The 26,143-nt window shown below is 67.0% G+C and carries 25 protein-coding genes and 1 tRNA gene; 17 read left to right on the top strand and 9 right to left on the bottom strand.

The annotated features are described in order from the left end of the window. Positions 1-627: 627 nt before the first annotated feature. A complete protein-coding gene (locus tag RR42_RS16855) occupies positions 628-1,662 on the top strand; it encodes a patatin-like phospholipase family protein (RefSeq protein ID WP_043349211.1) in 1,035 nt (344 codons plus the stop codon). A gap of 86 nt (positions 1,663-1,748) precedes the next feature. Next, positions 1,749-2,654 carry an adenylate/guanylate cyclase domain-containing protein gene (locus RR42_RS16850; RefSeq protein ID WP_043349207.1) on the top strand — a complete coding sequence of 302 codons (906 nt, stop codon included), beginning with the start codon at positions 1,749-1,751 and terminating at the stop codon, positions 2,652-2,654. A 109-nt stretch (positions 2,655-2,763) separates the two neighbouring features. Here RR42_RS16850 and RR42_RS16845 read toward each other — a convergent pair. Further along, a tRNA-Leu gene (locus RR42_RS16845) sits at positions 2,764-2,848 on the bottom strand. Positions 2,849-3,180: 332 nt separating this feature from the next. Between RR42_RS16845 and RR42_RS16840 the strand changes: the two genes are divergently transcribed. Next, entirely contained in the window at positions 3,181-4,110 is a 930-nt protein-coding gene (locus RR42_RS16840) for an alpha/beta hydrolase (protein WP_043349205.1), read from the top strand. Positions 4,111-4,183: 73 nt separating this feature from the next. Here RR42_RS16840 and RR42_RS16835 read toward each other — a convergent pair whose 3' ends face one another. The 3 genes from RR42_RS16835 to RR42_RS16825 all read right to left on the bottom strand — a co-directional run bounded on the left by RR42_RS16835 (position 4,184) and on the right by RR42_RS16825 (position 7,386). Further along, positions 4,184-5,053 (bottom strand): NAD(P)-dependent oxidoreductase, encoded by an 870-nt coding sequence (locus RR42_RS16835; RefSeq protein ID WP_043349203.1) that lies wholly within the window; start codon positions 5,051-5,053, stop codon positions 4,184-4,186. 21 nt (positions 5,054-5,074) lie between these two features. Continuing rightward, positions 5,075-6,250 (bottom strand): ABC transporter substrate-binding protein, encoded by a 1,176-nt coding sequence (locus RR42_RS16830; RefSeq protein ID WP_052494675.1) that lies wholly within the window; start codon positions 6,248-6,250, stop codon positions 5,075-5,077. A gap of 122 nt (positions 6,251-6,372) precedes the next feature. Continuing rightward, positions 6,373-7,386, bottom strand: a complete 1,014-nt coding sequence (locus tag RR42_RS16825; RefSeq protein ID WP_043349200.1) for an AraC family transcriptional regulator — start codon at positions 7,384-7,386, stop codon at positions 6,373-6,375. A 144-nt stretch (positions 7,387-7,530) separates the two neighbouring features. Here RR42_RS16825 and RR42_RS16820 point away from each other — a divergent pair, with 144 nt between their 5' ends. The 7 genes from RR42_RS16820 to RR42_RS16790 are packed head-to-tail and all read left to right on the top strand — an operon-like array spanning position 7,531 to position 14,090. Beyond that, positions 7,531-9,090 carry a long-chain-fatty-acid--CoA ligase gene (locus RR42_RS16820; protein ID WP_043349197.1) on the top strand — a complete coding sequence of 520 codons (1,560 nt, stop codon included), beginning with the start codon at positions 7,531-7,533 and terminating at the stop codon, positions 9,088-9,090. A 32-nt stretch (positions 9,091-9,122) separates the two neighbouring features. Next, a complete protein-coding gene (locus RR42_RS16815) occupies positions 9,123-10,304 on the top strand; it encodes a lipid-transfer protein (RefSeq protein WP_043349194.1) in 1,182 nt (393 codons plus the stop codon). Positions 10,305-10,306: 2 nt separating this feature from the next. Continuing rightward, entirely contained in the window at positions 10,307-10,747 is a 441-nt protein-coding gene (locus tag RR42_RS16810; RefSeq protein WP_043349193.1) for a MaoC family dehydratase N-terminal domain-containing protein, read from the top strand. Positions 10,748-10,775: 28 nt separating this feature from the next. Continuing rightward, the gene (locus tag RR42_RS16805; protein WP_043352275.1) at positions 10,776-11,195 is read left to right on the top strand and encodes a MaoC family dehydratase; all 420 of its coding nucleotides are present in this window, start codon (positions 10,776-10,778) and stop codon (positions 11,193-11,195) included. Positions 11,196-11,248: 53 nt separating this feature from the next. After that, positions 11,249-12,079 (top strand): SDR family NAD(P)-dependent oxidoreductase, encoded by an 831-nt coding sequence (locus RR42_RS16800; protein WP_043349190.1) that lies wholly within the window; start codon positions 11,249-11,251, stop codon positions 12,077-12,079. Between the two features lie 3 nt (positions 12,080-12,082). Further along, the gene (locus tag RR42_RS16795; protein WP_043349187.1) at positions 12,083-13,234 is read left to right on the top strand and encodes an acyl-CoA dehydrogenase family protein; all 1,152 of its coding nucleotides are present in this window, start codon (positions 12,083-12,085) and stop codon (positions 13,232-13,234) included. A 55-nt stretch (positions 13,235-13,289) separates the two neighbouring features. After that, on the top strand, positions 13,290-14,090 hold the full coding sequence (locus tag RR42_RS16790; RefSeq protein WP_043352272.1) for an enoyl-CoA hydratase/isomerase family protein: 801 nt from the start codon (positions 13,290-13,292) through the stop codon (positions 14,088-14,090). A gap of 42 nt (positions 14,091-14,132) precedes the next feature. Here RR42_RS16790 and RR42_RS16785 read toward each other — a convergent pair whose 3' ends face one another. Continuing rightward, positions 14,133-15,449, bottom strand: a complete 1,317-nt coding sequence (locus tag RR42_RS16785; protein WP_043349184.1) for an Nramp family divalent metal transporter — start codon at positions 15,447-15,449, stop codon at positions 14,133-14,135. Positions 15,450-15,538: 89 nt separating this feature from the next. Between RR42_RS16785 and RR42_RS39725 the strand changes: the two genes are divergently transcribed. Continuing rightward, positions 15,539-15,733: a hypothetical protein gene (locus RR42_RS39725; RefSeq protein ID WP_144409842.1), complete on the top strand. Its 195-nt coding sequence runs from the start codon at positions 15,539-15,541 to the stop codon at positions 15,731-15,733. A gap of 24 nt (positions 15,734-15,757) precedes the next feature. After that, positions 15,758-16,147 carry a DUF302 domain-containing protein gene (locus RR42_RS16780; protein ID WP_043349181.1) on the top strand — a complete coding sequence of 130 codons (390 nt, stop codon included), beginning with the start codon at positions 15,758-15,760 and terminating at the stop codon, positions 16,145-16,147. A 1-nt stretch (position 16,148) separates the two neighbouring features. On the opposite strand, the gene RR42_RS16775 is transcribed toward RR42_RS16780, so the two are convergent. After that, the gene (locus tag RR42_RS16775; RefSeq protein ID WP_043349179.1) at positions 16,149-17,285 is read right to left on the bottom strand and encodes a zinc-binding dehydrogenase; all 1,137 of its coding nucleotides are present in this window, start codon (positions 17,283-17,285) and stop codon (positions 16,149-16,151) included. A gap of 325 nt (positions 17,286-17,610) precedes the next feature. Here RR42_RS16775 and RR42_RS16770 point away from each other — a divergent pair, with 325 nt between their 5' ends. From RR42_RS16770 to RR42_RS16750, 5 genes are read left to right on the top strand one after another with little or no spacing between them, the layout of a single operon-like run. Further along, positions 17,611-19,071, top strand: a complete 1,461-nt coding sequence (locus RR42_RS16770) for an MFS transporter (protein WP_043349176.1) — start codon at positions 17,611-17,613, stop codon at positions 19,069-19,071. After that, positions 19,068-20,591 (top strand): FGGY family carbohydrate kinase, encoded by a 1,524-nt coding sequence (locus RR42_RS16765; RefSeq protein WP_043349173.1) that lies wholly within the window; start codon positions 19,068-19,070, stop codon positions 20,589-20,591. Before RR42_RS16770 ends, RR42_RS16765 begins: the two co-directional genes overlap by 4 nt. Before the next feature lie 22 nt (positions 20,592-20,613). Beyond that, complete coding sequence (locus RR42_RS16760) at positions 20,614-22,293, top strand: glycerol-3-phosphate dehydrogenase/oxidase (protein WP_043349170.1); 1,680 nt, start codon at positions 20,614-20,616, stop codon at positions 22,291-22,293. Next, the gene (locus tag RR42_RS16755; RefSeq protein ID WP_043349167.1) at positions 22,290-23,843 is read left to right on the top strand and encodes an FAD-binding oxidoreductase; all 1,554 of its coding nucleotides are present in this window, start codon (positions 22,290-22,292) and stop codon (positions 23,841-23,843) included. The genes RR42_RS16760 and RR42_RS16755 overlap by 4 nt, the downstream gene beginning before the upstream one ends. A 5-nt stretch (positions 23,844-23,848) precedes the next feature. Beyond that, a complete protein-coding gene (locus RR42_RS16750; RefSeq protein WP_043349163.1) occupies positions 23,849-24,433 on the top strand; it encodes a glycerol-3-phosphate responsive antiterminator in 585 nt (194 codons plus the stop codon). A gap of 53 nt (positions 24,434-24,486) precedes the next feature. Here the strand turns inward: RR42_RS16750 and RR42_RS16745 are convergent, their stop codons facing one another. The 3 genes from RR42_RS16745 to RR42_RS16735 all read right to left on the bottom strand — a co-directional run bounded on the left by RR42_RS16745 (position 24,487) and on the right by RR42_RS16735 (position 26,110). Next, the gene (locus tag RR42_RS16745; protein WP_043352270.1) at positions 24,487-24,726 is read right to left on the bottom strand and encodes a hypothetical protein; all 240 of its coding nucleotides are present in this window, start codon (positions 24,724-24,726) and stop codon (positions 24,487-24,489) included. A gap of 79 nt (positions 24,727-24,805) precedes the next feature. Beyond that, on the bottom strand, positions 24,806-25,072 hold the full coding sequence (locus tag RR42_RS16740) for a hypothetical protein (protein WP_043349159.1): 267 nt from the start codon (positions 25,070-25,072) through the stop codon (positions 24,806-24,808). Positions 25,073-25,291: 219 nt separating this feature from the next. Next, the gene (locus tag RR42_RS16735; RefSeq protein ID WP_043349157.1) at positions 25,292-26,110 is read right to left on the bottom strand and encodes a LytR/AlgR family response regulator transcription factor; all 819 of its coding nucleotides are present in this window, start codon (positions 26,108-26,110) and stop codon (positions 25,292-25,294) included. Positions 26,111-26,143 lie beyond the last annotated feature (33 nt).

Raw genomic sequence — 26,143 nt, 5'->3', positions numbered from 1 at the left:
GATCTGCAAACAGAAATCGGTAATGTGCCTTGAGGTTATCTTTTTAAAAAATTGACACTTCCGGGCTTGCCGATGAGGGGGGGCGAGGTGCCCGACAACGGGTGCGGTCGCCGCCGGTCAGCTTGTCATCGGCGTATTCGTACGATCTGATGGTGTCGGCGCGGCTCAAGGCCTCGCAGGCGGTGCGGGTGGTGCATGAGTGGATCAAGGCGCTGATAGGGGGAGCAACCGTATCAAGCGGGGCAGGGGTAGCACCCCGGCAACATCTGTTCCCATCGCCATGCAGGTCTGCAGAAGGCAAAAGAAATCTGGGCGCTTTCCATCTCTCCATTTGCGTCCAGGCGCCGCTTCATACCTGATCCGTCTCTTTTGTCCCAAGCGGCCGGATGGATGGCGAAGCCAGGCAATGCGCGGGATTGAGCCGGTTGTCCGCCCGCATGCACTACGCTGCAACCAAAGGGGAGGCGGAAAGGCCAGCGCGGGCCGAGCTGCCAGGGCTGGACGATGCCGGCTACGACACCAGCGCCCGGTGCAACCTGGCGTGGCCGCTCGCCCGGCCGGCGCCGCTCCCACTCCCAGGCACGCAGAGGCAGAAGCATCACTAAGGCACGCAAACAGGAGGCCACCATGCAAGCCAAGCAACCCCCCGCGATCCGCCGCATCAACATCGCGTTGCAAGGGGGCGGCACCCACGGGGCATTCAGCTGGGGCGTGCTGGACCGGCTGCTGGAAGACAAGCGCATCGGCATCGACGGCATCAGTGGCACCAGCGCCGGCGCCGTCAATGCCACCGTACTTGCCTACGGCCTGGCAAGCGGTGGGCCCGAGGGCGCGCGGCAGGCCCTGGAGACGTGCTGGCGCAAGGTGTCCGACTGCGCGAAGCTGAGTCCCCTGCAGCCTACCTGGCTGGACTGGTTGATGGGCGCCGGCGGCAATATGGAGATGTCGCCGGCGTGGATGATGTTCGATCATCTCACGCGCTTTTACTCGCCTTACCAGCTCAATCCTTGCAACCTCAATCCGCTGCATAACATCCTCGACGAGACCATCGATTTCGAGGTGCTGCGCCGCAGCAAGAGCGTCAAGCTGTTCCTGTGCGCAACCAATGTGCTGCGCGGACGCATCCGCGTGTTCAGCACCGGCGAGGTCTGCGCCAAGGCCGTGATGGCTTCGGCCTGCCTGCCGACGCTGTTCCAGGCCGTGGAGATCGACGGCGAGTATTACTGGGATGGCGGCTACATGGGCAACCCGCCGATCTATCCGCTGATCTATGAAACCGACAGCCGCGATGTGCTGATCATCCGCCTCAACCCGATCCACATTCCCCAGGTGCCTGTCACGGCACGCGAAATCCTGGACCGCATCAACACACTCAGCTTCAACTCCTCGCTGATGCGCGAGATGCGCGCCATCGAGTTCATCACCCGGCTGATCGACGAAGGCGCACTCGACCCGGCACGCTACCGCCGCATGCTGATCCACAGCATCGATGCCGAAACCGAGATGGCCCGGCTGGGCGCGCCCAGCAAGTTCAACGCGGACTGGGCCTTCCTGCGCGGCCTGTTCACGCTCGGGCGCGAGCGGGCCGACGCCTGGCTCGCGGCAAACTTCGAGGCACTCGGCCAGCGCTCATCGATCGATATCGCTGAAACATTCCTTTGAGCGTTCGGCCGCGTACTACCATCAGTGCAGGGCGCCGCGCGAGGCGCGCGGCGAGCGAACGGGTTGAGGCGCAGTTTGAGGTGCATATGGACCGGGAATCGATGCCTGCGAAGTCCGACGGTGACGGGTCCGTACTGTTCGCGGATATCAGCAGCAGCACCAAGCTGTATGAAAAGGCCGGCAACGCGGCCGCCTTCGGTGCGATCGGGCAGTGCATCGCCCTGATGAAGTCCTGTTCGTCGGCGCAGCAAGGCCGCGTGGTGAAGACCATCGGCGATGAAGTCATGGCAGTGTTCCCCTCCGCCGAAAATGCCATGCAGGCTGCACTCGACATGCAAATGGCGATTGCCGCGCTGCCGCCCGTATCCGGCATCCCCATGTCCATCCATATCGGCTTTCACCACGGCCCGCTCCTGCATGATGCATCGGGCGACGTGTTCGGCGACACGGTCAACCTTGCCGCGCGCCTCACCAAGCTCGCATCGCAGGGGCAGATCATCACCAGCAAGGACGCCGTGGCGCATCTGCCGGCAAGCCTGCGCCAGGCGATGCGCTACCTCTACCCGATACAGGTGCGCGGCAAGGACGTGCCCGTGGAGTTGTTCGAAGCGATATGGCAGCAGAACGCCGACATGACCATCCTCGCCGACGTAAGCCAGCGCGCGATCCGCCCCGCGCTGCTAACGCTGCGGTATCGGGAGATGGAGGTCCGCATGAACGGCGCATCGCCGCCGGTCACGATAGGGCGCGACGCCGCGATGACGATCGTCGTTGCGGATCCGCAGACATCGCGGTTCCACGCCATGATCGAGTTCCGCGCCGGCAAGTACATGCTGATCGACAGAAGCGCGAACGGTACGCATGTCGCCATCGACGGTGATGACGAAATCATCCTGCGCCGCGATGAGGTCGCGCTGAGAGGGCACGGCTGGATTACGTTCGGGCAGTCGATGGCTGGCGCCGGGGAGCGGGTTGAGTTTTTCCCGGCTTAGCGTCCCGGCGTCGGGCCAGCACGCTGTACGGACTATCGACGTGTGGCGAAGCTGCGCTCGCCCTTGGGCGCACGCATCTATGTATCTGCTTGTTTCTTGGGAAATATTGTGGTGCCCGGGGTCGGACTCGAACCGACACGCCTTGCGGCGGGGGATTTTGAGTCCCCTGCGTCTACCTGTTTCACCACCCGGGCTGAGTGGGTGCTGGCGGATTTGCCGGGAGTCCGGCGTGCCAGCACGGTGCTGAGCCGGGAATTATGCCGCAAATCCTGCCAGGCCACAACTAGCCCCGGTAGATGGCCCCCAGCGCGTCCCATCCGCAGCCCCAGCGCCTGCGCTTGTCTCGCGTCGCCCGGCTGCGATCGCAGGATTCAGGCGGCTTGCGGGCGGTACAGCGGATGAAACTGGCCAAGGGGGGGCGGCGGCCCGATATCCGGGAAGTTGTCGATATCTGGCGCTGTGCGAACTCGCTAGCATGCTGGCAGCCGCGGCGCCGCCCGGTTTCGCTCATCCACCCCGGAGCCATATGTCAGCCCAGCCCTCCCTCGCCAGCCTTGCACGGCTGCCGTCGCAGGATCCCGCCTTCTATGCGCGCGAATACAACAACCGGGCCAACGTGCCCGACAACGCCACCCACATGGCCCACTGGGCGGAGTTGTCGCGGCAGGTGCGCAAGCGCGCCGGCTGGCTGGAGGACCTGAGCTATGCCGGTGCCGAGCCTGGCCCGCACGCAGCGGACGAGCGGCTCGACTACTTCCCGGCCGAGCCAGGCGCCACCGATGGGCCGCCGCCGCTGCTGGTGTTCGTTCACGGCGGCTACTGGCGCGCGCTGGACAAGCGCGACCACAGCCTGGTGGCCAATGCGCTGCCGCGCTGCGGCGTGTCGGTGGCGGTGATCAATTACTCGCTGTGCCCGGCGGTGACGGTGGAGACCATCGTGCTGCAGGCTGTGCGCAGCGTGGCCTGGCTGTACCGGGAGTCCGGCCGGCTTGGCCACGACAAAGCGCGCATCTTCGTGGGCGGGCATTCCGTCGGCGGCCACATGGCCGCGATGATGCTCACCACGCTGTGGCCGCGTGTAGGCCGCGATCTGCCGGCCGACCTGGTCAAGGGCGTGGTCTCGGTCAGCGGCCTGCATGACCTGGAGCCGCTGCGCCGGGCCGACTTCCTGCAGGTCGACCTGAAGCTGTCGGCGCGCGATGTTGACCGGCTCTCGCCGGCCTTCCTGCCGCCGGCCACGGACGCGCCGCTGGTCACCGCGGTAGGCGGGCTGGAGCCGGGCGAATACCATCGGCAGACCGACCTGCTGCGCGCCGCCTGGCTCGCCAACGCGCAGGCACCGGGCGCGGCGCATGTGCCGATGCCAGACAGGCACCATTTCAACGTGATGCATGATTTTGCCGACGGCGACAGCCCGTTGCTGCTGGCTGTGCGGCGGATGATGGGGGTGGCTTAGCGCCTCCTCTTTGGCCAGTCTTCGCCCACTCCTCGCCCACTCCTCGGCCACTCCTCGGCCACTAATCGGCCATTCAGCCCTCCAGCACCCGCAGCAGCGACGACGTATCGTCCTTGCCCCAGCCCTTTTCCATCAGCGTGCCGAGCTGGCGCGAGGTGGCTTGCATGGCCGGCAGCTCCAGCCCGAGCTGGCGCGCGATTTCCGCGGCCAGGCCGAAGTCCTTGTCGTGCAGCCGCGCTTCGATACCGGGGGCAAAGTCGTGAGCGACCATCTTCGGTCCCATCATGTCGAGCATGCGGCTGCCGGCCATGCCGGTGGCCATGGCTTGCAGCACGCGCGCGCTGTCTACCTGCTGCGCCTGCGCGAAGCGCATGGCTTCGGCAATGCCTTCGATATTGACCACCTGCGCGATCTGGTTGCACAGCTTGGCGACTTGTCCCGCGCCGTGATCGCCGATGTGGGTGATGGTCTTGCCGAGCAGCGCGAGCAGCGGCCGCACGCGCTCCAGCATCTCGGCCTTGCCACCCACCATGATGGTGAGGCTGGCGGCCTCGGCGCCGACGGTGCCGCCGGAGACCGGACAATCCAGTGCTTCGATGCCGCGCTCGGCCAGCCTGGCGGCGATCTCGCGGGTGGTGATGGGCGAGATGGTGCTGTGGTCGATGCAGATGGTGCCCGGCGCCGCGCCTTCGATCACGCCGTGCTCGCCCAGCAGCACGGCATGCACGTCTTGCGATGACGTGACGTTGGTAAACACCACCGAGGCGCCGCGCGCGGCTTGCGCAGGCGTGGTGCAGGGCACGGCGCCAAGCGCGCGGGCCGCGTCGGCGGCTTCGGGGCGGCGCACGTACGCGCGCACGGCGTGCCCGCCGGCGAGCAGGTGGCGCACCATCGGCGTGCCCATGGCGCCAAGGCCGATAAAGCCAATCGTCGTCTTGCTCATCTCAAATATCCTTCCCTATCCTTACTTGTCCGACGCGTAGGCAAACTTGCCGTCGCGGATCACACCCATCACGCGCGAGCGCTGGTCAAAGCCCTGATGGTCCTTCGCGCTCAGGTTCATCACGCCGTTGGGAATGGTCAGGTTGGTGGTCGTCTCCAACGCATCGCGCATGGCGTGGCGGAACTCGCGCGTGCCCGGCTGCGCGCCGCTCTTGCCCGCACGGCGCGCGGCATCGTCCAGCAGCATCCATGCGCCCCAGGCATCGCCGGCGAATTGCGTGATGCTGTCCACGCCGTACTTCGCCTCATAGCGCGTCACAAATTCCAGCGCTACCTTCTTTACCGGATGGCCATCCGGCAACTGCCGCGCCACCACCACCGGCCCGGTCGGGAACAGGGTGCCCTCCACATCCTTGCCGCCTACCCGCAGGAAATCCCAGGTGGCGATGCCGTGCGTCTGATACACCTTGCCCTTGTAGCCGCGCTCGGCCAGGGTCTTCTGCGGCAAAACCGACGGCGTGCCCGCGCCGGCAATCAGGATGGCATCCGGGGTGGCCGCCATCAGCTTGAGCACCTGCCCGGTCACCGAAGTATCGGTGCGCGAGAAACGCTCGTTGGCCACCACCTTGAGCTTGCGCACGTCCGCCAGCTTGGAGAACTCGCGCCACCAGCTCTCGCCATAGGCATCGCTGAAGCCGATGAAGCCGACCGTCTTGATGCCATGGTTGCTCATGTACTCGGTCAGGACCGTCGCCATATGCGAATCGTTTTGCGGCATCTTGAATGCCCAGCGCCGCTTGGGGTCCGACTGCGGCTCGATGATGGCGGCCGACGCCGCCAGCGCCACCATCGGCGTTTCGCCCTCCGCCACGGCATCCAGCGCGGCAATGGCGGTGGGCGTGATGTTGGGGCCCACCACCACATCCACCTTTTCCTCGGAGATCAGCTTGCGCACATTGCGCACGGCCGCGGCCGGGTCGGAGCCATCGTCCAGGATCACGTACTGCGCGCGCTGGCCGCCCAGGGTCTGCGGCCACATCATGACGGTGTTCTTGGACGGGATGCCGATGGAGGCGGCGGGGCCGGTGGTGGAGACGTCGATGCCCACGCGGATGTCGGCGCGGGCGGGCAGGGCGGCGAACGATGCGAGCAGAAGGGCAGCGGACAGCAGGGTGGCGCGGTTGAGCGGGTGGGGCACGGGCAGTCTCCTCGGTGTCTTTGCGTTTCTTGTGTTTTTTGTATTTTTTGCATGGTTGGTTTGGCGCATCCCCTCCCGGAATTCGCCGCCACCATGTATCGGCAATTGTAAATCGGCGGCGGCTAGCTACCGCTCTCGCCGCGCCGATACGTCCCCGGCGCACTGCCGGTCCACGCCTTGAACGCGCGCTGGAATGACGCGCTGTCGGTAAATCCCAGTTCTTGTGCCAGCGCGGCCAGGGCCACCGTGGAGGTGTTCAGCCGGACGATCGCGATATCGCGGCGCAGCTCGTCCTTCAGCGCCTGGAACGAGGTGCCTTCCGTGGCCAGGCGGCGTTGCAGCGTGGAGGTCGACATATGCAGCGCATCGGCGGTAGCGGCAAGATCGGGCCAGGCGGGCTGCGTGCGCTGCAGGTGGCCGCGCACGCGCGCGCTGGTCATCTCTTCACGGCGGCGCGGCATGATGACATTGGCCTGCGCCTGGGCCAGGAAGTCCCACAACGCGGCCTCATCCCGGCGTACCGGGCTCTCGAGCCGCACGGCGTCGAACCAGATGGCCGTGCGCGGTTGCCCGAAATTCAGCTGCGCGGGAAAGACCTTGCCATAGCTGCCCACATGCGGCGGGCATTCGAAGGCAAAGTCAAAGCGCGCGGCCGGCAGTTGCCCGCCGGCCAGCCAGGCCAGCAGGCGCCAGAACACGCGTAACAGCATCTCGTCCAGGAAGCCAGGCCGTGCCTGCGCGGCGTGGGTGAAGTGCAGGGCGAGGCCGGCCAGGCCGGCCTCGCGCACCGGCACCAGCTCAATGTCGTCCTGCACCAGCCGGAAGGTGCGCGCAATGCGCCGGATGGCCGTCTCCAGGTCGGGCGCGCCCAGCGCCGAGCGCGCCGTCAGGGCGAAGCTGCCAGGCTTGAGCGGGCGCGACAGCAAGCCCAAGCCCTCGTCGCCGAGGCGGTCGATCAGCGAGCGGAACAGCGCGATGTACTGGGCCCCGGTGACGCGCGCGCCGGCTTCCCGGAGCAGATCCGGCGCGATGCCGGCGTCGGCCAGGTACACGTCGCAGGACTGGCCGCGGGCCCGCACCCCGGCCAGCATGCCGTGCACTAAGGCGATCGAGATGGTGACCGGGGGAGGTGGCATGGAGCGGGCGGGCGTGGTGGGTTGAGGTCTTCTGCCATGCATTCGGGGCGATGCGCAATTGCACGCTCAGCCGCGCGTTTCTACCATGGGCAGCACAAACAATACAAGACGCCAACGCTTTCACGCAACGCGACGGAGACAACCATGTACCTCACCCAGGCCCTGCATCGTGCAGTGCAGCAACACCCCGAACGCATCGCGGTGCGCTACGGCGAGCGCCAGCGCAGCTTCCGCCAGCTGGCCGAGCGCGTGGCACGCCTGGCTGGCGCCTTGCGCAAGCTGGGCATGCAAAGCGGCGACCGCGTTGCCATGCTATCGCTGAATTCCGACCGCTTCCTCGAGTACCAGATGGCGGTGCCCTGGGCCGGCGGCGTGCTCAACCCCTGCAATACCCGCTGGTCGGCGGCGGAGATCCTGTACTCGCTGGACGACTCGGGCTCGACCATCCTGCTGGTCGACGAGACGTTCCGTGCGCTCGCCGTGCAGCTTCGCCGCGACGCCGCGACGCTGCGCGAGCTGATCTACTGCGGCGACGGCGAAGTGCCTGCCGGCATGCATGGCTACGAGGCGCTGCTGGCCAATGCCGCGCCGGTACCCGATGCCGTGCGGCGCGACGAGGACCTCGCCGGCATCTTCTATACGGGTGGCACCACGGGGTTTCCCAAGGGGGTCATGCTGAGCCACGCCAACCTGTGCGCCTCCGGCCTGGCACTGCGCGCGGAAGGACTGGCCACGCCGGGCGGCACCTACCTGCACGCCGCGCCGATGTTCCACCTGGCCGACATGGGGCTGGCGATGCCGCAATGGATGGAGGGCAACACGCACGCGATCATCCCGGCGTTCAACCCGGAGCTGGTGCTCGATACGCTGGAGCGCGACCGTGTGACCCATATGCTGCTGGTGCCGACCATGATCCAGATGATGGTCGATCACCCGGCGATGAAAAAGCCGCGCGACCTGAGCGCACTGCAGGCCATCTTCTATGGTGCCTCGCCGATCTCCGAAGCGGTGCTGGAGCGCGCCATGGCCGCGCTGCCGGGCGTTGGCTTCGTGCAGGCCTACGGCATGACGGAGCTGTCGCCGCTGGCGACCATCAACCCCGCCTGGTATCACACCGCCGAAGGGCGCGCACAAGGCAAGCTGCGCGCCGCCGGCCGCGCCAGCTACACCTCCGAAGTCCGCATTGTCGACGGCGAAGGCCGCGAAGTACCGCGCGGCACCGTGGGCGAGGTGGCGGTGCGCGGGCCCACCGTGATGCAAGGCTACTGGAACAAGCCGGAGCAGACCGCCGCCGCCGTGCGCGACGGGTGGATGCACACCGGCGATGGCGGCTACATGGACGAGGATGGCTTCATCTTTATTGTCGACCGCCTGAAGGACATGATCGTCAGCGGCGGCGAGAACGTGTATTCCGCCGAGGTGGAGAACGCGCTTGCCCTGCATCCCGCCGTGGTCGCCAGTGCCGTGATCGGCGTGCCGAGCGCCGAGTGGGGCGAGGCCGTGCACGCCGTGGTGGTGGGCCGGCCGGGCACGTCCGCCACGGCTGGCGAACTCATCGACCACTGCAAGACGCTGATCGCCGGCTACAAATGCCCGCGCAGCGTGGAGTTCCGCGACGCCCTGCCTTTGTCCGGCGCCGGCAAGATCCTCAAGATCGAACTGCGCAAGCCCTTCTGGGAAGGGCAGCAGCGGCAGGTGGGCTGATTCATCCATACGCAATACAACAAGGAGTCACCATGACCTCATCCGTGATCGTTGCCGGCGCCGGCATGATTCCATTTACCAAGCCAGGAGCGAGCGAGCCGTATCCGCAGATGGTGGCCAAGGCCGTGCGTGCGGCGCTGGCCGATGCCGGCGTCGAGTACGCCAGCGTGCAGCAGGCCTACGCCGGCTACGTCTACGGCGACTCCACCGCAGGCCAGCGTGGGCTGTACGAAGTCGGCATGACCGGCATCCCGGTGGTCAACGTCAACAACAATTGCTCGACCGGCTCTACCGCCCTGTACCTGGCCCGCCAGGCGGTGGCCAGCGGCATGGCCGATTGCGTGCTGGCTTTCGGCTTCGAGCAGATGATGCCGGGCGCGCTGGGCTCGGTGTTCAACGACCGCCCCAGCCCCTTCGAGCGCTTTGACGCGCTGGCGGCCGAGCTGACCGATGTCGAGCTGCCGCTCGCGTTGCGCTACTTTGGCGGCGCGGGCCTCGCGCATATGCAGGAGTTTGGCACCAAGGTCGAGACCTTTGCCAAGATACGCGCCAAGGCCAGCCGCCACGCCGCCAACAATCCGCTGGCGCTGTTTCGCAACGTGGTGACCGAGGCGGAAGTGATGGCCGCGCCGATGCTCTGGCCCGGCGTGATGACCCGGCTGATGGCCTGCCCGCCGACCTGCGGCGCGGCGGCGGCGATCCTGGTTTCCGAGGCGTTCGCGAAGAAGCACGGCCTTGACGCGACGGTACGCATCCGCGCCCAGGCCATGACCACCGATACACCCGACAGCTTCGCCACGCGCGATATGCGAGACGTGGTCGGTTTCGGCATGACGCGCAGCGCCGCCCGGCAGGTGTACGAGGCCGCGGGTGTCGGGCCGGAGGATATCGGCGTCGTGGAACTGCACGACTGCTTTGCCCATAACGAGCTGATCAGCTACGAGGCGCTTGGCCTGTGCCCCATCGGCGGCGCGGAGAAGTTCGTGGTCGATGGCGACAACACCTATGGCGGCAAGGTGGTCACCAATCCCTCCGGCGGCCTGTTGTCGAAGGGCCATCCGCTCGGCGCCACGGGCCTGGCGCAATGCACGGAACTGGTCGGGCAACTGCGCGGGCGCGCCGGTGCGCGGCAGGTGGACGGCGCCCGGCTGGCGCTGCAGCACAACCTGGGCCTGGGCGGCGCCTGCGTCGTCACCCTGTACGAGCGAGTCTGATCGTGGTCGACAAGAAATGGATTGGCTTTGAGATCGGCAGCTCGGTGCTGCCGGTCGAACGCGGCCGGCTGAAGTTCTTCGCCAAGGCCATCGGCGAGACCAGCCCGGTCTACCTCGACGAGTCCGCCGCGCGCGACGCGGGCTATGCCGACCTGCCGGCGCCGCCCACCTTTCTCTTTACCGCCGAGCTCGATTCGGGCGCGATGTTTGGCCTGCTCGACCGGCTTGGCGTGCCGATCCAGAACGTGCTGCATGGCGAGCAGAGCTTCGAGTATCTCGGCCCCATCGTGGCCGGCGATACGGTGACGGTCACCTCCCGGATCAAGGACATCTACGACAAGAAGGGCGGCGTGCTCGAATTCATCGAGACCGAATCGCAGGTGACGAACCAGCGCGGCGAGCCCGTGGCCAGGCTGCGGTCGCTGACCGTGGTGCGCAACTGAAGGAGCGGACATGACCGACATGATGGCGTTGACATCCCCTGGTTTCGATTCGGTGCAGGTCGGCGACACACTGCCCGAACTGACGCTGCCCCCGGTGGACCGCCGCACGCTCGCGCTGTTTGCCGGTGCCTCCGGCGATCACCACCCGATCCACATTGACCTCGACTTCGCGCGCCGCGCCGGCATGCCGGACGTGTTCGCGCACGGCATGCTGGGCATGGCCTGGCTGGGCCGACTGCTGACCGGCTGGGCGCCGCAAGCCCGGCTGCGCCGCTTCGATGTGCGCTTCCAGGGCATCACGCACCTGGGCAACGTGATCCACTGCGGCGGCCGCGTGCTCGAGAAGCTCGACGTCAACGGCGAGCGCTGCGTGCGCATCGAGGTGCACAGCGCCAACCAGTTCGGACAAACCAAGATCGTGGGCGAGGCGCTGGTCGCGCTGCCCTGAACCTGAGCCTGAACCCGAACCCGAACCCGAACCTGACTGCAGGAGACACACCCATGACGCGCAAACTCGAAGGCAAGATTGCCCTCATCACCGGCTCGGGCCGTGGCATTGGCCGCGCGATCGCGCTCAAGCTGGCTAGCGAAGGCGCCCGCATCGTCGTCAACGATCTCGATGCCGAACCGGCCGAGGAAGTGGTACAGGCCATCCGCGCTGCCGGTGGCGAGGCGCTGGCCTGCGTTGGCAGCGTGACCGCGCCGGACTTTGCCGAGCGCTTTATCGGCACCGCCGTCAATGCGTACCAGGGCCTGGACATCATCGTCAACAATGCGGGCTACACCTGGGACAACGTGATCCAGAAGATGACCGACGAGCAGTGGTACGCCATGCTCGACTGCCACCTCACGGCGCCGTTCCGCATCTTGCGCGCCGCGCAGCCGGTGCTGCGCGGGCTGGTCAAGGCCGAAACCGAGGCCGGTCAGCGCGTGGTGCGCAAGGTGATCAACACGTCCTCGGTGGCTGGGCTGTTCGGCAATGCCGGCCAGGCCAACTATGCCACCGCCAAGGCCGGCATCGTTGGCATGACGCAGACGCTGGCCAAGGAATGGGGCCGCATGAATGTCACCGTCAACTGCGTGGCCTATGGCCTGATCAAGACCCGGCTGACAGGCAGCACCGCGGACCAGGCCACCGCCAGTATCGAAGGCCGGGAGATCAAGGTCGGCGTCAACCCGGACCTGATGGCCGCGATGGAGCGAGGCATTCCGCTGGGACGCGGCGGCACCCCGGACGAGGCGGCGGGCGCCGTGTACATGTTCTGCATCCCGGAGTCGGACTATGTAAGCGGCCAGACGCTGATGTGCAGCGGCGGCCTGACGGGGATCTGAGCCATGCTGCCGCAACCGTACCGCCATCAATGGATGGATGCAGACATCGAAGCCTTTCGCGAGCAGGTGCGCCGCTATGTCGCCGGCGAGCTGGCGCCGCACCTGGACGGCTGGCGCCGCCAGGGCTACATCCCGCGCGAGGTCTGGGGCCCCTTCGGGCAGATGGGCTTCCTGCTGCCCGAAATGGATGAGGCCTATGGCGGCGCGGGCGCCAGCCTGGCCTACCAGTGCGTGGTGCAGGACGAGCTGGCCAAGGCCGAGGTGCCCGCCAACACCGCCGTGCACACCATCGCCGCGCACTACATCCTGGACTACGGCACCGAGGCGCAGAAGCAGCGCTGGCTGCCCAGGCTCGCCAGCGGCGACATGCTGGCCGGTATCGCGTTGACCGAACCCGGCTGCGGCTCCGACCTCCAGGCGCTAAACAGCCGTGCCCGGCGCGAGGGTGGCGACTACGTGATCGATGGCGCCAAGACCTTCATCACCAACGGCTTTACCGCCAACCTGCTGGTGGTGGCGGTGCGCACCGGCGAAGCCGGCAGCCGGGGCGTGTCGCTGGTGGTGCTGGAGACGGAGAACCTGGCAGGCTTCCGGGTAGGGCGGCGGCTGGAGAAGCTGGGCCAGCATGCATCGGACACCGCCGAGCTGTCCTTCGACAGCGTGCGGGTGCCGGCGGATTGCCTGCTGGGCGGGGTGGAGGGCAGGGGCTTTGCCCAACTGATGAGCCAGCTCCCGTACGAACGGATGCTGCTTGCCGTGCCCGCCGCCGCCGTGATCGAGCGCGCGGTGGCGCTGACGCTCGACTACACGCAGCAGCGCAAGGCCTTCGGCCAATCGCTGTACGATTTCCAGAACACGCGCTTCAAGCTCGCCGAGTGCGCCACGCTGGCGCACGTGGTGCGCAGCTTCGTCAACGACTGCATCCAACGCCTGCTTGACGGCACGCTGGACGACACGGCGGCCTACATGGCCAAGTGGTGGTGCACCGAGCAGCAGGGCAAGGTCACCGACGAATGCCTGCAACTGTTCGGTGGCTACGGCTACATGATGGAATACCCGATCGCGCGCCTGTATGCCGACGCGCGCGTACAGCGCATCTACGGCGGCGCCAATGAGATCATGAAGGAACTCATCGCGCGCAAGCTCGCGGCATGATGGCGCGGATCGATCTCAGGCATCGCAAGCGTCTCAAGCAAGTATGGAGGAACCCATGCAGCAATCGGAAGGGGTGAGCTGGGGCGTGGCCGGCCATATCGGCCGCATCACGTTGTGCCGGCCTGAGCACGCGAATTCGCTTACGCTCGCGGCAAGCCGGGCGCTGGTGCGCGCCATCGGCGAAGTCCTGGAAAGCCAGCCGCGCGTGGTGCTGCTGGCGGCGCAAGGCCGCATCTTCTGCGCCGGCGGTAATATCGACGAGTTCGCCGCCGCGGGGACGGCGCTGGACACGCTGGTGGACGACATCCTCACCCCGCTGCACCCTGCGTTGTACCGGCTGGCCACGGCGCCGATGCCGGTAGTGGCGGCGCTCGGCGGGCCAGTGGCCGGCGCGGGCATCGGCCTGGCGCTGTGCGCCGATTTCGTGCTCGGCGCAGCGTCGACGGCGCTGCGCACCGGCTACGCCGCGATCGGCCTGTCGCCCGATGCCGGTGCTTCGTATTTCCTGGCCCGGCGCGTCGGCGCGTTGCGGGCGCAGCAGTGGCTGATGCTCGGTGAGACGATCGACGCGCAGCGCTGCCTGCAGCATGGCGTGATCGATGCCTTGCACCCGGACGCCGAACTGGCCGATGCCGCCGAGGCACTGGTGGCGCGGCTGGCTGGCGCGGCCGGCGGGTCGCTGGACGCGATCAAGCGTCTGTGCAGCGGGCTGCCGGCGCGCGGGTTGCAGGAGCACCTGGCGCTGGAGCACCAGTTGCTCGCGGCCTGTGCGAGCAGTGGCGATGCGCGGGAAGGCGTGCGCGCGTTCGTGGAGAAGAGGCCGCCGCGGTTCACGCGGGGCGAGGCGCCCCACTAGCCCACTAGCTCACTAGCTTCTTTGCGGTCCACCCTGGCGGCCTCATGCCGCGATGCTTTGCCACAGCAGCGCGCCGTTCAGGAAGAGGATGGCGCCCGCGCTCAGCCACGCCAGCGCCAGAGGCAGGCCGCGCAAGCGCCACGCGCCCATGAGGTCGGCGCGGGAGGCGAACCCGATCAGCGGCAGCACGGCAAGGGGCAGGCTCACGCTGAGCACTACCTGGCTGGCCACCAGCAGTTCCGCCGAGCCATGCTGGCCGAAGATGCCGACCGCAACCAGGGCCGGCGCGATCACCAGGCCGCGCGTCAGCAGCGCGCGGCGCACGCGCGACATGCGCAGGTTGAGAAAGCCCTCCATCACCGCCTGCCCGGCGAGCGTGCCGGTGAGGGTGGAGTTGAGGCCGCACGCGAGCAGCGCGGCGGCGAACAGCAGGCTGGCCCATTGGGAATGCAGCAGCGGGTCGAGCAAGCGGTGCGCGTCGGCCAGGTCCGATACGTCGGTCATGCCGCCGGCGTGGAACACGGCCGCTGCCACGATCAGCAGCGCGGCATTGATCAGGAAGGCGAAGGTGAGCGAGCCGAAGGTGTCCATGCTGACGCCGCGCAGCGCCTGCACCAGCGCCGGCGCGGCGGCGGGCGAAGGCGGCTGTCCATGCACGGCGCCAGGGCTGTACTTGCGCACCAGTGAAGCGTGCAGGTAAAGGTTGTGCGGCATGACGGTAGCGCCCACGATGCCGGCTGCCAGCCACAGCATGCCCGCATCGCGCACCAGTTCCGGCGTGGGGGCGAAGCCGCCAGCCACCGCCGCCCAGTCGGGCTGCGCCATCGCCAGTTGCGCGACGAAGCACAGCGCCACCAGCAGGATCAGCGTGCCCACCAGCGCTTCCAGCGTGCGCCGTCCTTCGCGGTGCACGGCCAGCATGGCCACGGTGGCTGCCGCCGAGATCAGCACGCCGGCCCACAGGTTCACGTGCAGCAGCAGTTGCAGCGCCACGGCGCAGCCGACCACCTCGGCCACGTCGCAGGCGATGATGGCGATCTCGCTGCCCACCCACAGGGTGAGCACGATGGGCCGGGAGAAACGTTCCCGGCTGAGCTGCGCCAGGTCACGCCCGGTGACCACGCCGACGCGCGCGGCAATCCACTGCAGCAGCATGGCGACGAGACTGGACGCGGCGATGACCGCCAGCAGGTTGTAGCCGTACTTGGCGCCGCCGGAGATGGCAGTGGCCCAGTTGCCGGGATCCATGTAACCGACCGCGACCAGGGTGCCGGCGCCCAGATAGGCCAGGCGCGGCACCGGCGGCGGGGCGAGCCGCAGGCTGGCGGGCAGGGTGAGTGGATCGCGGGTCGGCGGCATGGCTGGCGTGTGCGTGATGTAGACGGGGTTCGGCGTTGGGTGTTCGGTGCTTGATTGTTGTCGCTGCGGTGCGATAGATCAAATTGTAAATGCAAATCACTCGTATTTATAAGGGCTATATGGCTACATGGAAACCCGACGCCGATGGATTATTTGTGGCGAAAAATGCGCGCCGGCTTAATGCGAGATTTAGGCGAGATTTAGGCGAGATGCTGCTCGCGCACTTCATCGAAGGCGTTGCGCCAAGTTGCGCATGGCAGGCGAGCGGCAGGGATATAGAGTGATCCAGGCAAGCAACGAGATCCGTCATGGAAACCTATCCCAGCCGCTACGATTTTCCGAGGACCGTGGAGCGCCTGCTCGCGGCATTCAAAGACAAGGGCATGACGATCTTCGCGCGGATCGACCATGCCGAGGCGGCACGCAACGCCGGGCTGGCGATGCCGCCGACGCAGGTGCTGATCTATGGCAACCCCAAGGGGGGAACGCCGCTGATGCTCGCGGCACCCAGCGTTGCGCTGGATTTGCCCCTGCGCGTACTGGTGCGCGATGACGGCCAGGGCGGCACCTGGGTGAGCTTCCACGCCGCCGCGGAACTGGAAAGCGCTCACCCGTTGCCGGCCGGCAGCGCCGCGCCGCTGGCCGCGGCGCAGCGGCTGATTCTTGACACGGTGGGCGCGCAAGGCGCCCCGGGATGATTTACCCGGCCAGGCCCTTGTTCGGGTTGATCAGGTACTTCTCACCCGTCGCGCGCTTGTTGTAGACGGCGATCACGTCCAGGTCCAGCACCTCGGCCAGCGAGATCTCCTTCGAGTAATGGCTGGCAAAGGTGGTCTTCAGCTCCGCCACCACGCGTTGCTTGAGTTCGCTGGCCCGCTCGCGCCCGATCTTTTGCAGGAACGGGAACAGCAGCCAGCCGCCCATGCCCCACGCCATGCCGAAGTTGCGGTTGAATTCGGTCGGGCTGGTGTCCAGGCCGCCGTAGAGGTAGACCTGCTTGTGGGTGGTCGAGCCATAGCGGCTGTATTCGCGCGCCGTCTTGTTCAAGGCCGCTTCCATGCAGGTGAGGATCTGGCCGCCGAGCTTGCCGCCGCCCGTGGCATCGAACGCGATCGTTGCGCCAGTGGCGACGAGCGCCTCGGTGAGGTCCTGCATGAACGTGGGCGACGCGGCGTTGCAGACGTAGACCGCGCCCTGTGCCTTGAGCAGGTCAGCCTGCTCTTGCTTGCGCACGATGTTCACCAGCTTGATGCCATCCTTGAGGCAGATCTGGTTGAGCATCTGGCCCAGGTTGGAAGCCGCGGCGGTGTGCACCAGGGCGCTATGCCCTTCGCGCCGCATGGTCTCGACCATGCCCAGCGCGGTGAGCGGGTTGACGAACGACGACGCGCCATCGGCGGGCGTGGCGCCTTCGGGCAGGACCAGGCACTGGTCCGCCGGAATGCAGCGGTACTGCGAGTACATCGCGCCGCCGATGGCAGCCACGGTCTTGCCCAGCAACGCTTGCGCCGCCGGGGACGAGCCTGCATCGACAACCACGCCCGCGCCCTCATTGCCAACCGGCATGGACGCATCCATGCGGCCTGCCATGCTGCGCATCGCGCCTTCCGGGACGCGCGCGGTGACCACGGGGCGCTCCGCCGTGCCGCTGGCCTTGGCCGTGCTCATGTCGGCCGCACCGAACAGCAGGCCGAGATCGGACGGGTTGAGGGGAGAGGCTTCAATGCGGATGAGCACTTCATCCGGGCCGGGGTTCGGGGTGTCGATGCTGTCTAGCGACAGTTCGAGTTCACCGCTGCTCTTGATTAGCGAACGAAGTTGAAGTGCGGCGTGCATTCGATGTCTCCTTGGTAAGTCGGTTTGCGGTGAGCGGGGCGGCCGCGTGAGGCCGTTTTCGCCAGCAGTCAGCAATGTAGCAAAGTCCTGTGAAAGACGTACCGGACCGGAAATCCAGGTCATGCGCCTGCCGAGTTGCCGTCATGCATCGCGCTGATAGAGGCGGATCAATGTGCACGCGTCCCCGCGCTTGTCCTCCTTGACACCCTGAACCTTTCAACCTAGAGTTTGCCTGCAGATCTAGATAAGAGACCATCTGTAGGATGGTCTCTTCCTGCGTGCAGCTTGCTGCGGCCTCTTACAGAAATAAAACAAGGAGACCGCTGTGCAATCCACGATCAAGATCCGTGGCATCGATGATGTCATCGCATTTATTGATTCCTGCCCAGGCATAAAAGGTAGAGCCGGCCTCATCTGGTGGCTCGCGCTGGGGGGACTGTTCCTTGACGCATTTTCCAATTCCGCATTGAGCGCCGGGCTCGGGCCCATGACGCGCAACCTGCAGCTTGCCGCTTCGCAGGTTGCGCTGCTGACGTCCTTTGCTTCGTGGGTGGCTATCGCCTTCAATCCCATCGGCGGATGGATGGCGGACCGCTGGGGCCGCATTCGCCCGCTGATCATCGCGAAATTCCTGGCGGTGATTGGCGCGCTGCTGGTGGTGTTCGCGCCTGGCTTCGAAGTGATCCTCGTCGGGCGCTTCTTTGTCGGCGCCGCCTACGGCATCGACTTCGCCATCGCCATGGCAGTGCTGGCCGAGTTCACGCCCGTCAGGCTGAAGAGCCGGCTCAATACGTGGCAGGGCATGTGGTACACCGCGGTCTGCAGCAATTTGCTGCTGGCGTTGTTGTTCCATTCGTGGAATGTGGGCGACGCCATCTGGCGCTACTCGGTTGCGGCCACCGCCATCTTCGGGATTGGCATCCTGGTACTGCAGCTTGCGTTCCTGGTGGAGAGCCCGATCTGGCTGGCGCGCAAGGAGCGGCTGGCCGACGCCGCCAAGGCAATGACGCGGATCTATGGCCGGCCCTTTGTCGCTGCGCCGGTGGAGGAGCGCCTGCCGGTGCTGAACCAGGCAAAGCGCGGGCTGGCCAATGTGCTGCTGATCTTTCGCGGTGTGTACCTGCCGCGCACCGTGCTTGCGGCGACGGTGCAGATCGGGCAATCCATCCAGTATTTCGCGGTGGGCTGGTATCTGCCGCTGATCAGCGCGGCGCTGTTCGGCAAGGACTTTGTCTACGCCACGGTGGGTGCGCTGGTCTTCAACGTCTTTGGCATCCTGGGTGGCTTCATGTCGCCGCTGATCGGGCGCAAGCTGGGTCTGCGCCGTGCTTCGGCCTTTGGTTTCGCCGCCGTCTTCGTCATGCTGCTGATCCTCGGCCTGTTCAACGGCAAGATGCCGATCTGGGTGGCGGTGATCGTGCCGTCGCTGTTCATCCTTTTCCATTCAGGCGGCCCCGGCGCCAACGGCAAGAGCCTTTCGTCGCTGTCGTTTCGCAGCGAACTGCGCGCGGGGGCCAACGGCATCATCGGCGCACTAGGCGCGACCGGCGCCGCACTGGGCCTGTTGATCTTCCCGCTCTTCCGGGAAAAATACGGCCTGGAGACGACCTTTCTCATCCTCTCGGTCGTGCCGCTGGCGGCCAGCATCATCTGCTTTGCCATCAAGTGGGACCCGACGCGCACCACCATCCATCCTGACAACGAAGCCGACGCCCCGCAATTTGGCGGCGACGAGGCGCCGGCCCCGGCGTTCCTCAACCCGGCGATAGAGAAATCCCAACGATGAAGACCAACAGGAACGTCATACTCGCCATCGACGAAGGCACGTCCGGCACGCGCGCGGCCGTGGTTGCCGCCGACGGCCATGTCTCGTGCCTCGAGTACACGACGCTGCAGGTGAACACGCCACGGCCCGGCGTGGTCGAGCAAGATGCCAACGCGGTACTGGAAAAGACGATCGCCGTTTGCCGCGCCACCATCGCACGCGCGCGGCAAGCGCAGTTGCGCATCGTCGCGCTGGGCATTGCCACGCAGCGTGCCACCGCCGTGCTGTGGGATACCCGCAGCGGGCGGGCGATCGTGCCCGCCATGGTCTGGCAAGACACGCGCTATGCCGGCGAGCTCGGCGCGCTGGCGCCGGCCTGGGACAAGACGCTGCTCGAGCAGGTCGGGCGCCCGGTCGGCGTGCGTTCTCCCTACCTCTGGGCCGCACGCCATCTGCGGGACACGCCCGAGGTGGCCGAGGCGTTGCGCGCGGGCAGCCTGGCGTTCGGCACCATCGACACCTGGCTGCTCTGGCACCTGTCCACCGAGCGCGCCTGCGTGACCACGCCGACCAACGCCACCTCCGCCAGCGCCTACGTGCTGGCCGGGCACCGCTATCACCTTGGCTGGCTCGATGCGCTGGGTTTCCCGCACGCGCTGCTGCCCGCGCTGCGCCAGGACGCCGACGATTTCGGGCGCACGCGCGCCGCGCTGCTGGGCATCGACGTGCCGATCCTCGCTTGCGCGGGCGACCAGCTTGCCGGCGCCGCGGGGCTCGGATGCCTGGAGCGCGGGCAGTCGATGTGCGTGCACGGCACCGGCAGCTTCGTGGACCTGGTGATCGGGCCGCAGCCACCGGCCAAGGCCGGCCTGTACGACGGCACCCTGACCATGACCGCGCGCCGGCAGCACGATGTCTCGCATCTTTCCGTGGAGACCTTCGTCGCCACCACGGGCTCCGCGCTGAACTGGGTCTGCGAGAAGCTGCGCTGGTTCGAGAGCGCAAAGCAGATCAGCGCGCTGGCCGCCACCGTCGACGCCGCGCGCGGCGTGACCTTCCTGCCCGCGCTCACCGGGCTGCGCGTGCCGCAGATGCAGCCCGAAGCCCGCGCGTCGCTAACGGGCATCTCCATCGCAAGCACGCAGGCCGAGGTGGCCTACGCCATCCTGGAAGGCATCGCGCATGCGGTCTCGTCCTGCATGGAGGCCAACGAGGAAGTCGCCGGCGTGCCCGTGGCCGAACTCATCGTGGGTGGCGGTCTGTCCGGCAGCGACGCGCTGCTGCAGATCCAGGCGGACCTGACCGGCATGCCGATCCGGCGCATGCGCGAGACCGATCGCGCCAGCTTGCGCGGCATCGCCTTCTTCGCGGGCTCGTCAGGGCTGCTGTGGGACTCGCTGCAGGACGCCCGCGCGACCAATGAAACCGATGCCGTGTTCGAGCCACGCCTTGGCGCCGACCAACGCGGCGAGCGCCGCGCGCTCTGGCACGCACGGGTCGCGTCCGAGTTGCGCCACGCGCAATCCTTCCATCACCACTGACCAGCCAGGAGATCGCCGAAACATGATGGTTTTTCCATCCAGAAGTCCCAGCCGGGACCGCGCCGGGATGACATCCACCGAACCGCTGCGTCTGGCGCGCCAGGCGCAGCTTGATCGACTTGGCAGCGAGACCTTCGACATCCTCATCGTCGGCGGCGGCGTGACCGGCGCCTACGCCGCGCTGGATGCCAGCCTGCGCGGCTATCGCGTCGCCCTGGTGGAGAAGAACGACTTTGCCTCCGGCACGTCGTCCAAGTCCTCCAAGATGGTGCATGGCGGGTTGCGCTACATCGAGCAGGGCAACCTCGGGCTGGTCCGTCATTCCTTGCTGGAGCGCCAACGCCTGCGCAGGAACGCGCGGCACCTGGTGCAGCGCCTGCCGTTCCTGTTTCCCGTGATGGAGAAGGATGGCGTGTTCGACAAGCGTCTGTCCAAGGCATTCGAGAGCCTGCTCTGGACCTACGACCTGGCGGGCGGCTGGCGCGAAGGCATCCTGCATCAAAAGCTCACCAAGGCCGAGGTGCTGTCGCATTGCCCGACCTTCAACGAGGAGAACCTGCTCGGCGGCTTCATGTACTTCGATGCGCGCGTGGACGATGCCAGGCTCACGCTGAACATCGCCCGCACCGCGGCCTTTCACGGCGCGGCAGTGGTCAACCACGCCAAGGTGGTGGAGATCACGCGCAACGGCCACGGCAAGGTCGACGGCGCCATCATTCATGCCGGGGATCGAGAGATCCGCGCCAGGGCCGGCGTCGTCGTCATGGCCACCGGCGTGTGGCTGCGTGACTGGACCGGGCGCAAGAAGGGCGAGGAAAAGACGCTGCATATCCGCCCGGCCAAGGGCGTGCACGTGGCCATTCCCTGGCTCAAGGTCCGCAACGACTGCACCGTGACCATCCCCGTGCCGGGGCGCAACCGCCGCGCCACCATCACGCGCTGGGGCAACGTCTCCTACCTGGGCACCACGGACGAAGACTACGAGGGCGATCTCGACAACGTCTGCTGCACCCGCGAGGAACTCGACTTCCTGCTGGACGGCGCGCGCTGGGCGTTGAAGACCGACCTGCAGGCCGAAGACGTGCTCGGCAGCATCGCGGGCTGCCGGCCGCTGGTGGCGCCGCCGGGGGGCAAGACGCTGGAGATCAAGCGCAACCATGAGATCCATACCGCCGCCGATGGCCTTGTCACCATTGTCGGGGGCAAGCTGACCACCTCCCGGCACATGGCTGAGCAAACCATCGACGCGGCCCAGAAAGTGCTTGGCCAGCGCAACAGATGCCAGACTAAGTCCGCTTACCTGCTGGGTGCCGCGGGATACGACGCGCAGGCCATCGTGGCATCGGGCGGCTTGTCCGCCCACCTGGGCGAGCGTTATGGCACGGAAGCCCGCTTTGTCAGCGACATCCTGCAGGCCGATGCGCGCCTGCAGGCACCGATCGTCGAAGGGCTTCCCTATACCGAAGCCGAGATTGTCTACGCCGCGCGCCACGAGCTGGCGGGGAGCGTGGACGATGTGCTCTCGCGCCGCATCCGCGCCCGCCTGATGGCGCGCGATGCCTCGGCGCGCGCCGCGTCCCGCGTGGGCGCAATCCTGCAGGCCGAGCTTGGCCTGTCCGAATCCGTGGTGGCGCAGCAGGTCAATGACTACCTCGCTGCCGTCGCACATGAAAAATCCGTTCTACTGGGAGATGCACAATGATCAGCAAGGAAGCCATCAAGCGCGGCTACAACCGTGGCAACTATGTCGTCGGCGCGCACACGCCGCCGGCCTATGCGGCCACCATCAAGGAAACCTCCGGCATGCCCGGCCTGCAGCGCAACGCTGTTGGCGTGGACGCCGCGCACATCGATACGCTGCGCGGCGTGGCCGATGAGGTGCTGACCGATTCCACCAGCGTGGTGGCCTGGACGCGCGACTGGTGGGCCGGTTCCATGATGACCGAGACCGCGGGCCGGCCGGCCACGCCGCAGGCCGTCATCGTGCGCGTGTCCACGATCGCGCAGATCCAGGCCGTCATGCGGATCGCGCACGCGGCGGCGATCCCGTTGACGGTGTCGGCGGGCCGCAGCAATGTCACCGGCGCCGCGCTGCCGGTGCGCGGCGGCATCGTGCTGGACGTGTGCGGGCTGAACAAGGTGCTGGGCTTCGACGGGGAAAGCCAGATCGTCGAGGTGGAAGCCGGCCTGTTCGGCGACGTGTTCGAGCAGACCATCCAGAAGGACTACGGCATGACGATGGGCCACTGGCCGTCGTCCTTCGCCATCAGCACCGTGGGCGGCTGGGTGGCGTGCCGGGGTGCCGGGCAGCTCTCCACGCGCTACGGCAAGATCGAGGACATGGTCTTCGGCATGGACGTGGTGCTGGCCGATGGCAGCCTGATCAGCGTGGGCGGCTACTCGCGCGCGGCGCTCGGCTCGGACCTGCAGCAACTGTTCATCGGCTCGGAAGGCACGCTCGGCGTGATCGTGCGCGTGCGCCTCAAGCTGCATCGGCTGCCGGACTACGGCCGCGCCATCGCCTATGGCTTCAAGACCTTCGCCATCGGCCTCGAAGCCTGCCGCGAGATCATGCAGCGTGGCGCCAATCCCGCCGCCCTGCGCCTGTACGACGAGCTTGAGAGCCGCGTGCAGTTCAACCTGCCGGACACCAACGTGCTGCTGATCGCCGACGAAGGCGCGCGCGAGATGGTCGATGCCGTGATGGCCATCAGCGAAGGCGTGTGCAAGGGGCTCGGCGACGCGCTGGACAGCGACGCGATCTTCGAGCGCTGGCTGGATACGCGCTACCTGACCGGCAAGAGCGCCGAAGGCTTCAAGCGCAGCCCCGGCTTTGTCGCCGACACGCTGGAGATGTCCGGCCCCTGGCGCGACCTGCCCGCCATCTACACGGACGTGGTCAAGGCCATCAACGCCGTGCCCGGCACGCTGGCCGGCTCCGCGCACCAGTCGCATGCCTATGTGGACGGCGCCTGCCTGTACTTCTCGCTGCGCGGCGAGGTCGAGGTGGAGAACCGGGCCAAATGGTATCGCCAGGCCTGGGATGCCGCCAACGCGGTGTTGATCAAATACAATGCCGCGTTGAGCCACCATCACGGCATCGGGCTGCTGCGCGCGCCGTATATGCGCGAATCGCTCGGCGGCGCGTTCGCGGTGCTGATGGCGGTCAAGCAGGCGCTGGATCCCAAGAACATCCTCAACCCCGGCAAGCTCGGCCTGACGGACGCGCTGCCCCACGACCCGGATCGGTAAGCACCATGGACAAGTCCCTCGGGGCACGCCTGACACGGCACCCGGTCATCGCGACGCTCTTCGGTGTCGAGCAGGCCGATATCCTGATCGAGAGCCACGCCGAGGTCTGCATCGTTGCCAACGTGGAGCTGCGCAAGCTGCAGCCCGTGGTGGCCACGCTGACCAAGGCCGGCAAGTACGTTATCGTCAATATCGACAGTTGCGAAGGGCTGTCGCAAGACAAGGGCGGCGTCGAGTATCTCGCCGATATCGGGGTGACCAGTCTCGTCTCGACCCGGGTGGCCACCATCCAGCGCGCCAACCGGGCTGGCCTGATCACCATGCAGAAGGTGTTCGTGACCGACCGTTCGACCTGGCCGCGCAGCGTCAAGGCGCTGGAGCAAAGCGATCCCAACCTGGTGCAGCTGATGCCGGCGCCCATGCTCGCGCATCTTTCCACCCAGGACCGCAAGGCACTGCCGCCCATCGTGACCTCGGGGTTCGTCTGCAACAAGGACGACATCCGCAGCGCGATCCGGGAAGGCGCCGTGGCGGTGTCCACCAGCGACAGCAAGCTGTGGAACCTGGCGCCTTCCGAGCTGAAGTCTTGAGGTCTGGCCGAGCGAAAGCACGCCAGCGCGTGCTTTCGCTCGCCGGGCGCCACTCAGCCCCTGGCGCCGTCGGTGTACGGGTCAACCTGGCGAGCGCCTTCGCCGAACGCGTCGAACTTGCCGGTGCGGCCGCCGTCGGTGCATGGGTCCACTTTGCCGGCCCGGAAGCTGTAGCCGCCTTGGCCACCGTAGAGAGCGCGGTCCTGTGGGGCGGCGGCCTGGGCGGCGCCGGCGAGCAAGGCCGCTGCAAGCGCGGCGGTGGTGAGGGTGGCAATGGCAAATTTGTTGTGCATGGCGTGCTCCTTGAAAGCGGGGTTCGGCCTCTTGCGTGCCGTTGGATCTCGTGACGTTCGTGACGTAAAAGGGGCGGGGTCAGAGAGGAACGATCTTCGGCTCGCCGGAGTCGGGCCTCATCAGCGGCCCGTGATAGATCGGCGAGCCGCACGGGAACGCGTTCGGGATCGCAGGCATGTCCGGCATTTCCGGCATGCCGGGCAGCTTCGGAAACTCGCCATAGCCGGGCTCCCTGCGGATGATCATGGGCATGGGGTAGACACCGGTGCCGCCGGTCACGGCAATCCGGGCGGCCTGCTCAAGCGCGCTGAGGCGAGGCAGGTTTCCGATGGATAGGGTGGACATGGTCTTCTCCTGAGTGGGTTGTGATGGCGGAGCGCCGGACTCGACGCTCCCCCTTCACCATGCACACGGCATGCCATGGCCCGGCGCCGCGCCGTGTGCGCGGGCGGGCATAACTCAGGTGGAAAACGATGGTGCCGCGCCAACACGCCGGGCAAGCGTTGGCGGTGCGCAGACACCTGCGCAGGTTTTTTGTCCGTGACTTGCGCGACACCGTGGCGCCTACATCCCCTTGAACGCGTCCGCATAGAGCCGGCTGACCCCCAGCTTTTCCGGCCGGTCGCGCAAGGTCAGGGTGAGCTTGCCGCTGTCATCGCGCAGCGCGCTGGCAATGGCCGTGCAGCGTACGATGGTGCTGCGGTGGACCTGCCAGAAGCACGCCGGATCGATCCGCATCTGCAGCTCCCGCAGCGACATGCGAATCAGGTGCTCGCGCTGCGCGGTGACCACCCGCACATATTTGTCCGCGGCCTCGAAATACAGCACCTCGTCGATCGGCACCATCGTGATGGTATTGCCGGCGCTGGCCTGGATCACCTGTAACGGGCTGGCCGCCGGTGTGGCTGGCGGCGCGGGCATGCCAACGCCAAGCAGCGCGCGCAACTGATCCATGGCAGCGTCCAGCGATGGTGGGGCGCCCTGCGGGGCCGCACGCTGTTGCAGCGTGGCTTGCAGGCGCGCGCAGGTCTTTGCCAGGCGGTTGGCCTGCACGGGCTTTAGCACGTAATCGACGGCCGCATGCTCGAATGCGTGCAAGGCGTATTTGTCGTAAGCCGTCACGAACACGATCAGTGGAAACGGCTTGGCCGAGTCGGGCCAATCCTCGGCCAGGGTCTGCGCTGCCTCCAGTCCGCTCATGCCCGGCATGCGGATGTCCAGGAACAGCAGGTCAGGCTGCAGCGCGAGCGCCTGCGTCACGGCAGCCTCGCCATCGCCTACGGTCGCGACGATGTTCAGCGCCGGCCACAAGCGAGCCAGCTCCGCGCGGAGGTCAGCGGCCAGCAGCGCTTCATCTTCGGCGATCAGGGCAGTGGTTTGCATGGAGGCGATATCGGGCAGAGTGGGCGGCAATCC

It is taken from the genome of Cupriavidus basilensis (assembly GCF_000832305.1).
Taxonomy (GTDB): Bacteria; Pseudomonadota; Gammaproteobacteria; order Burkholderiales; family Burkholderiaceae; genus Cupriavidus; species Cupriavidus basilensis_F.
The sequence above is the reverse complement of the archived record's forward strand: the minus strand, read 5'-3'. Positions and strand labels throughout refer to the sequence as shown.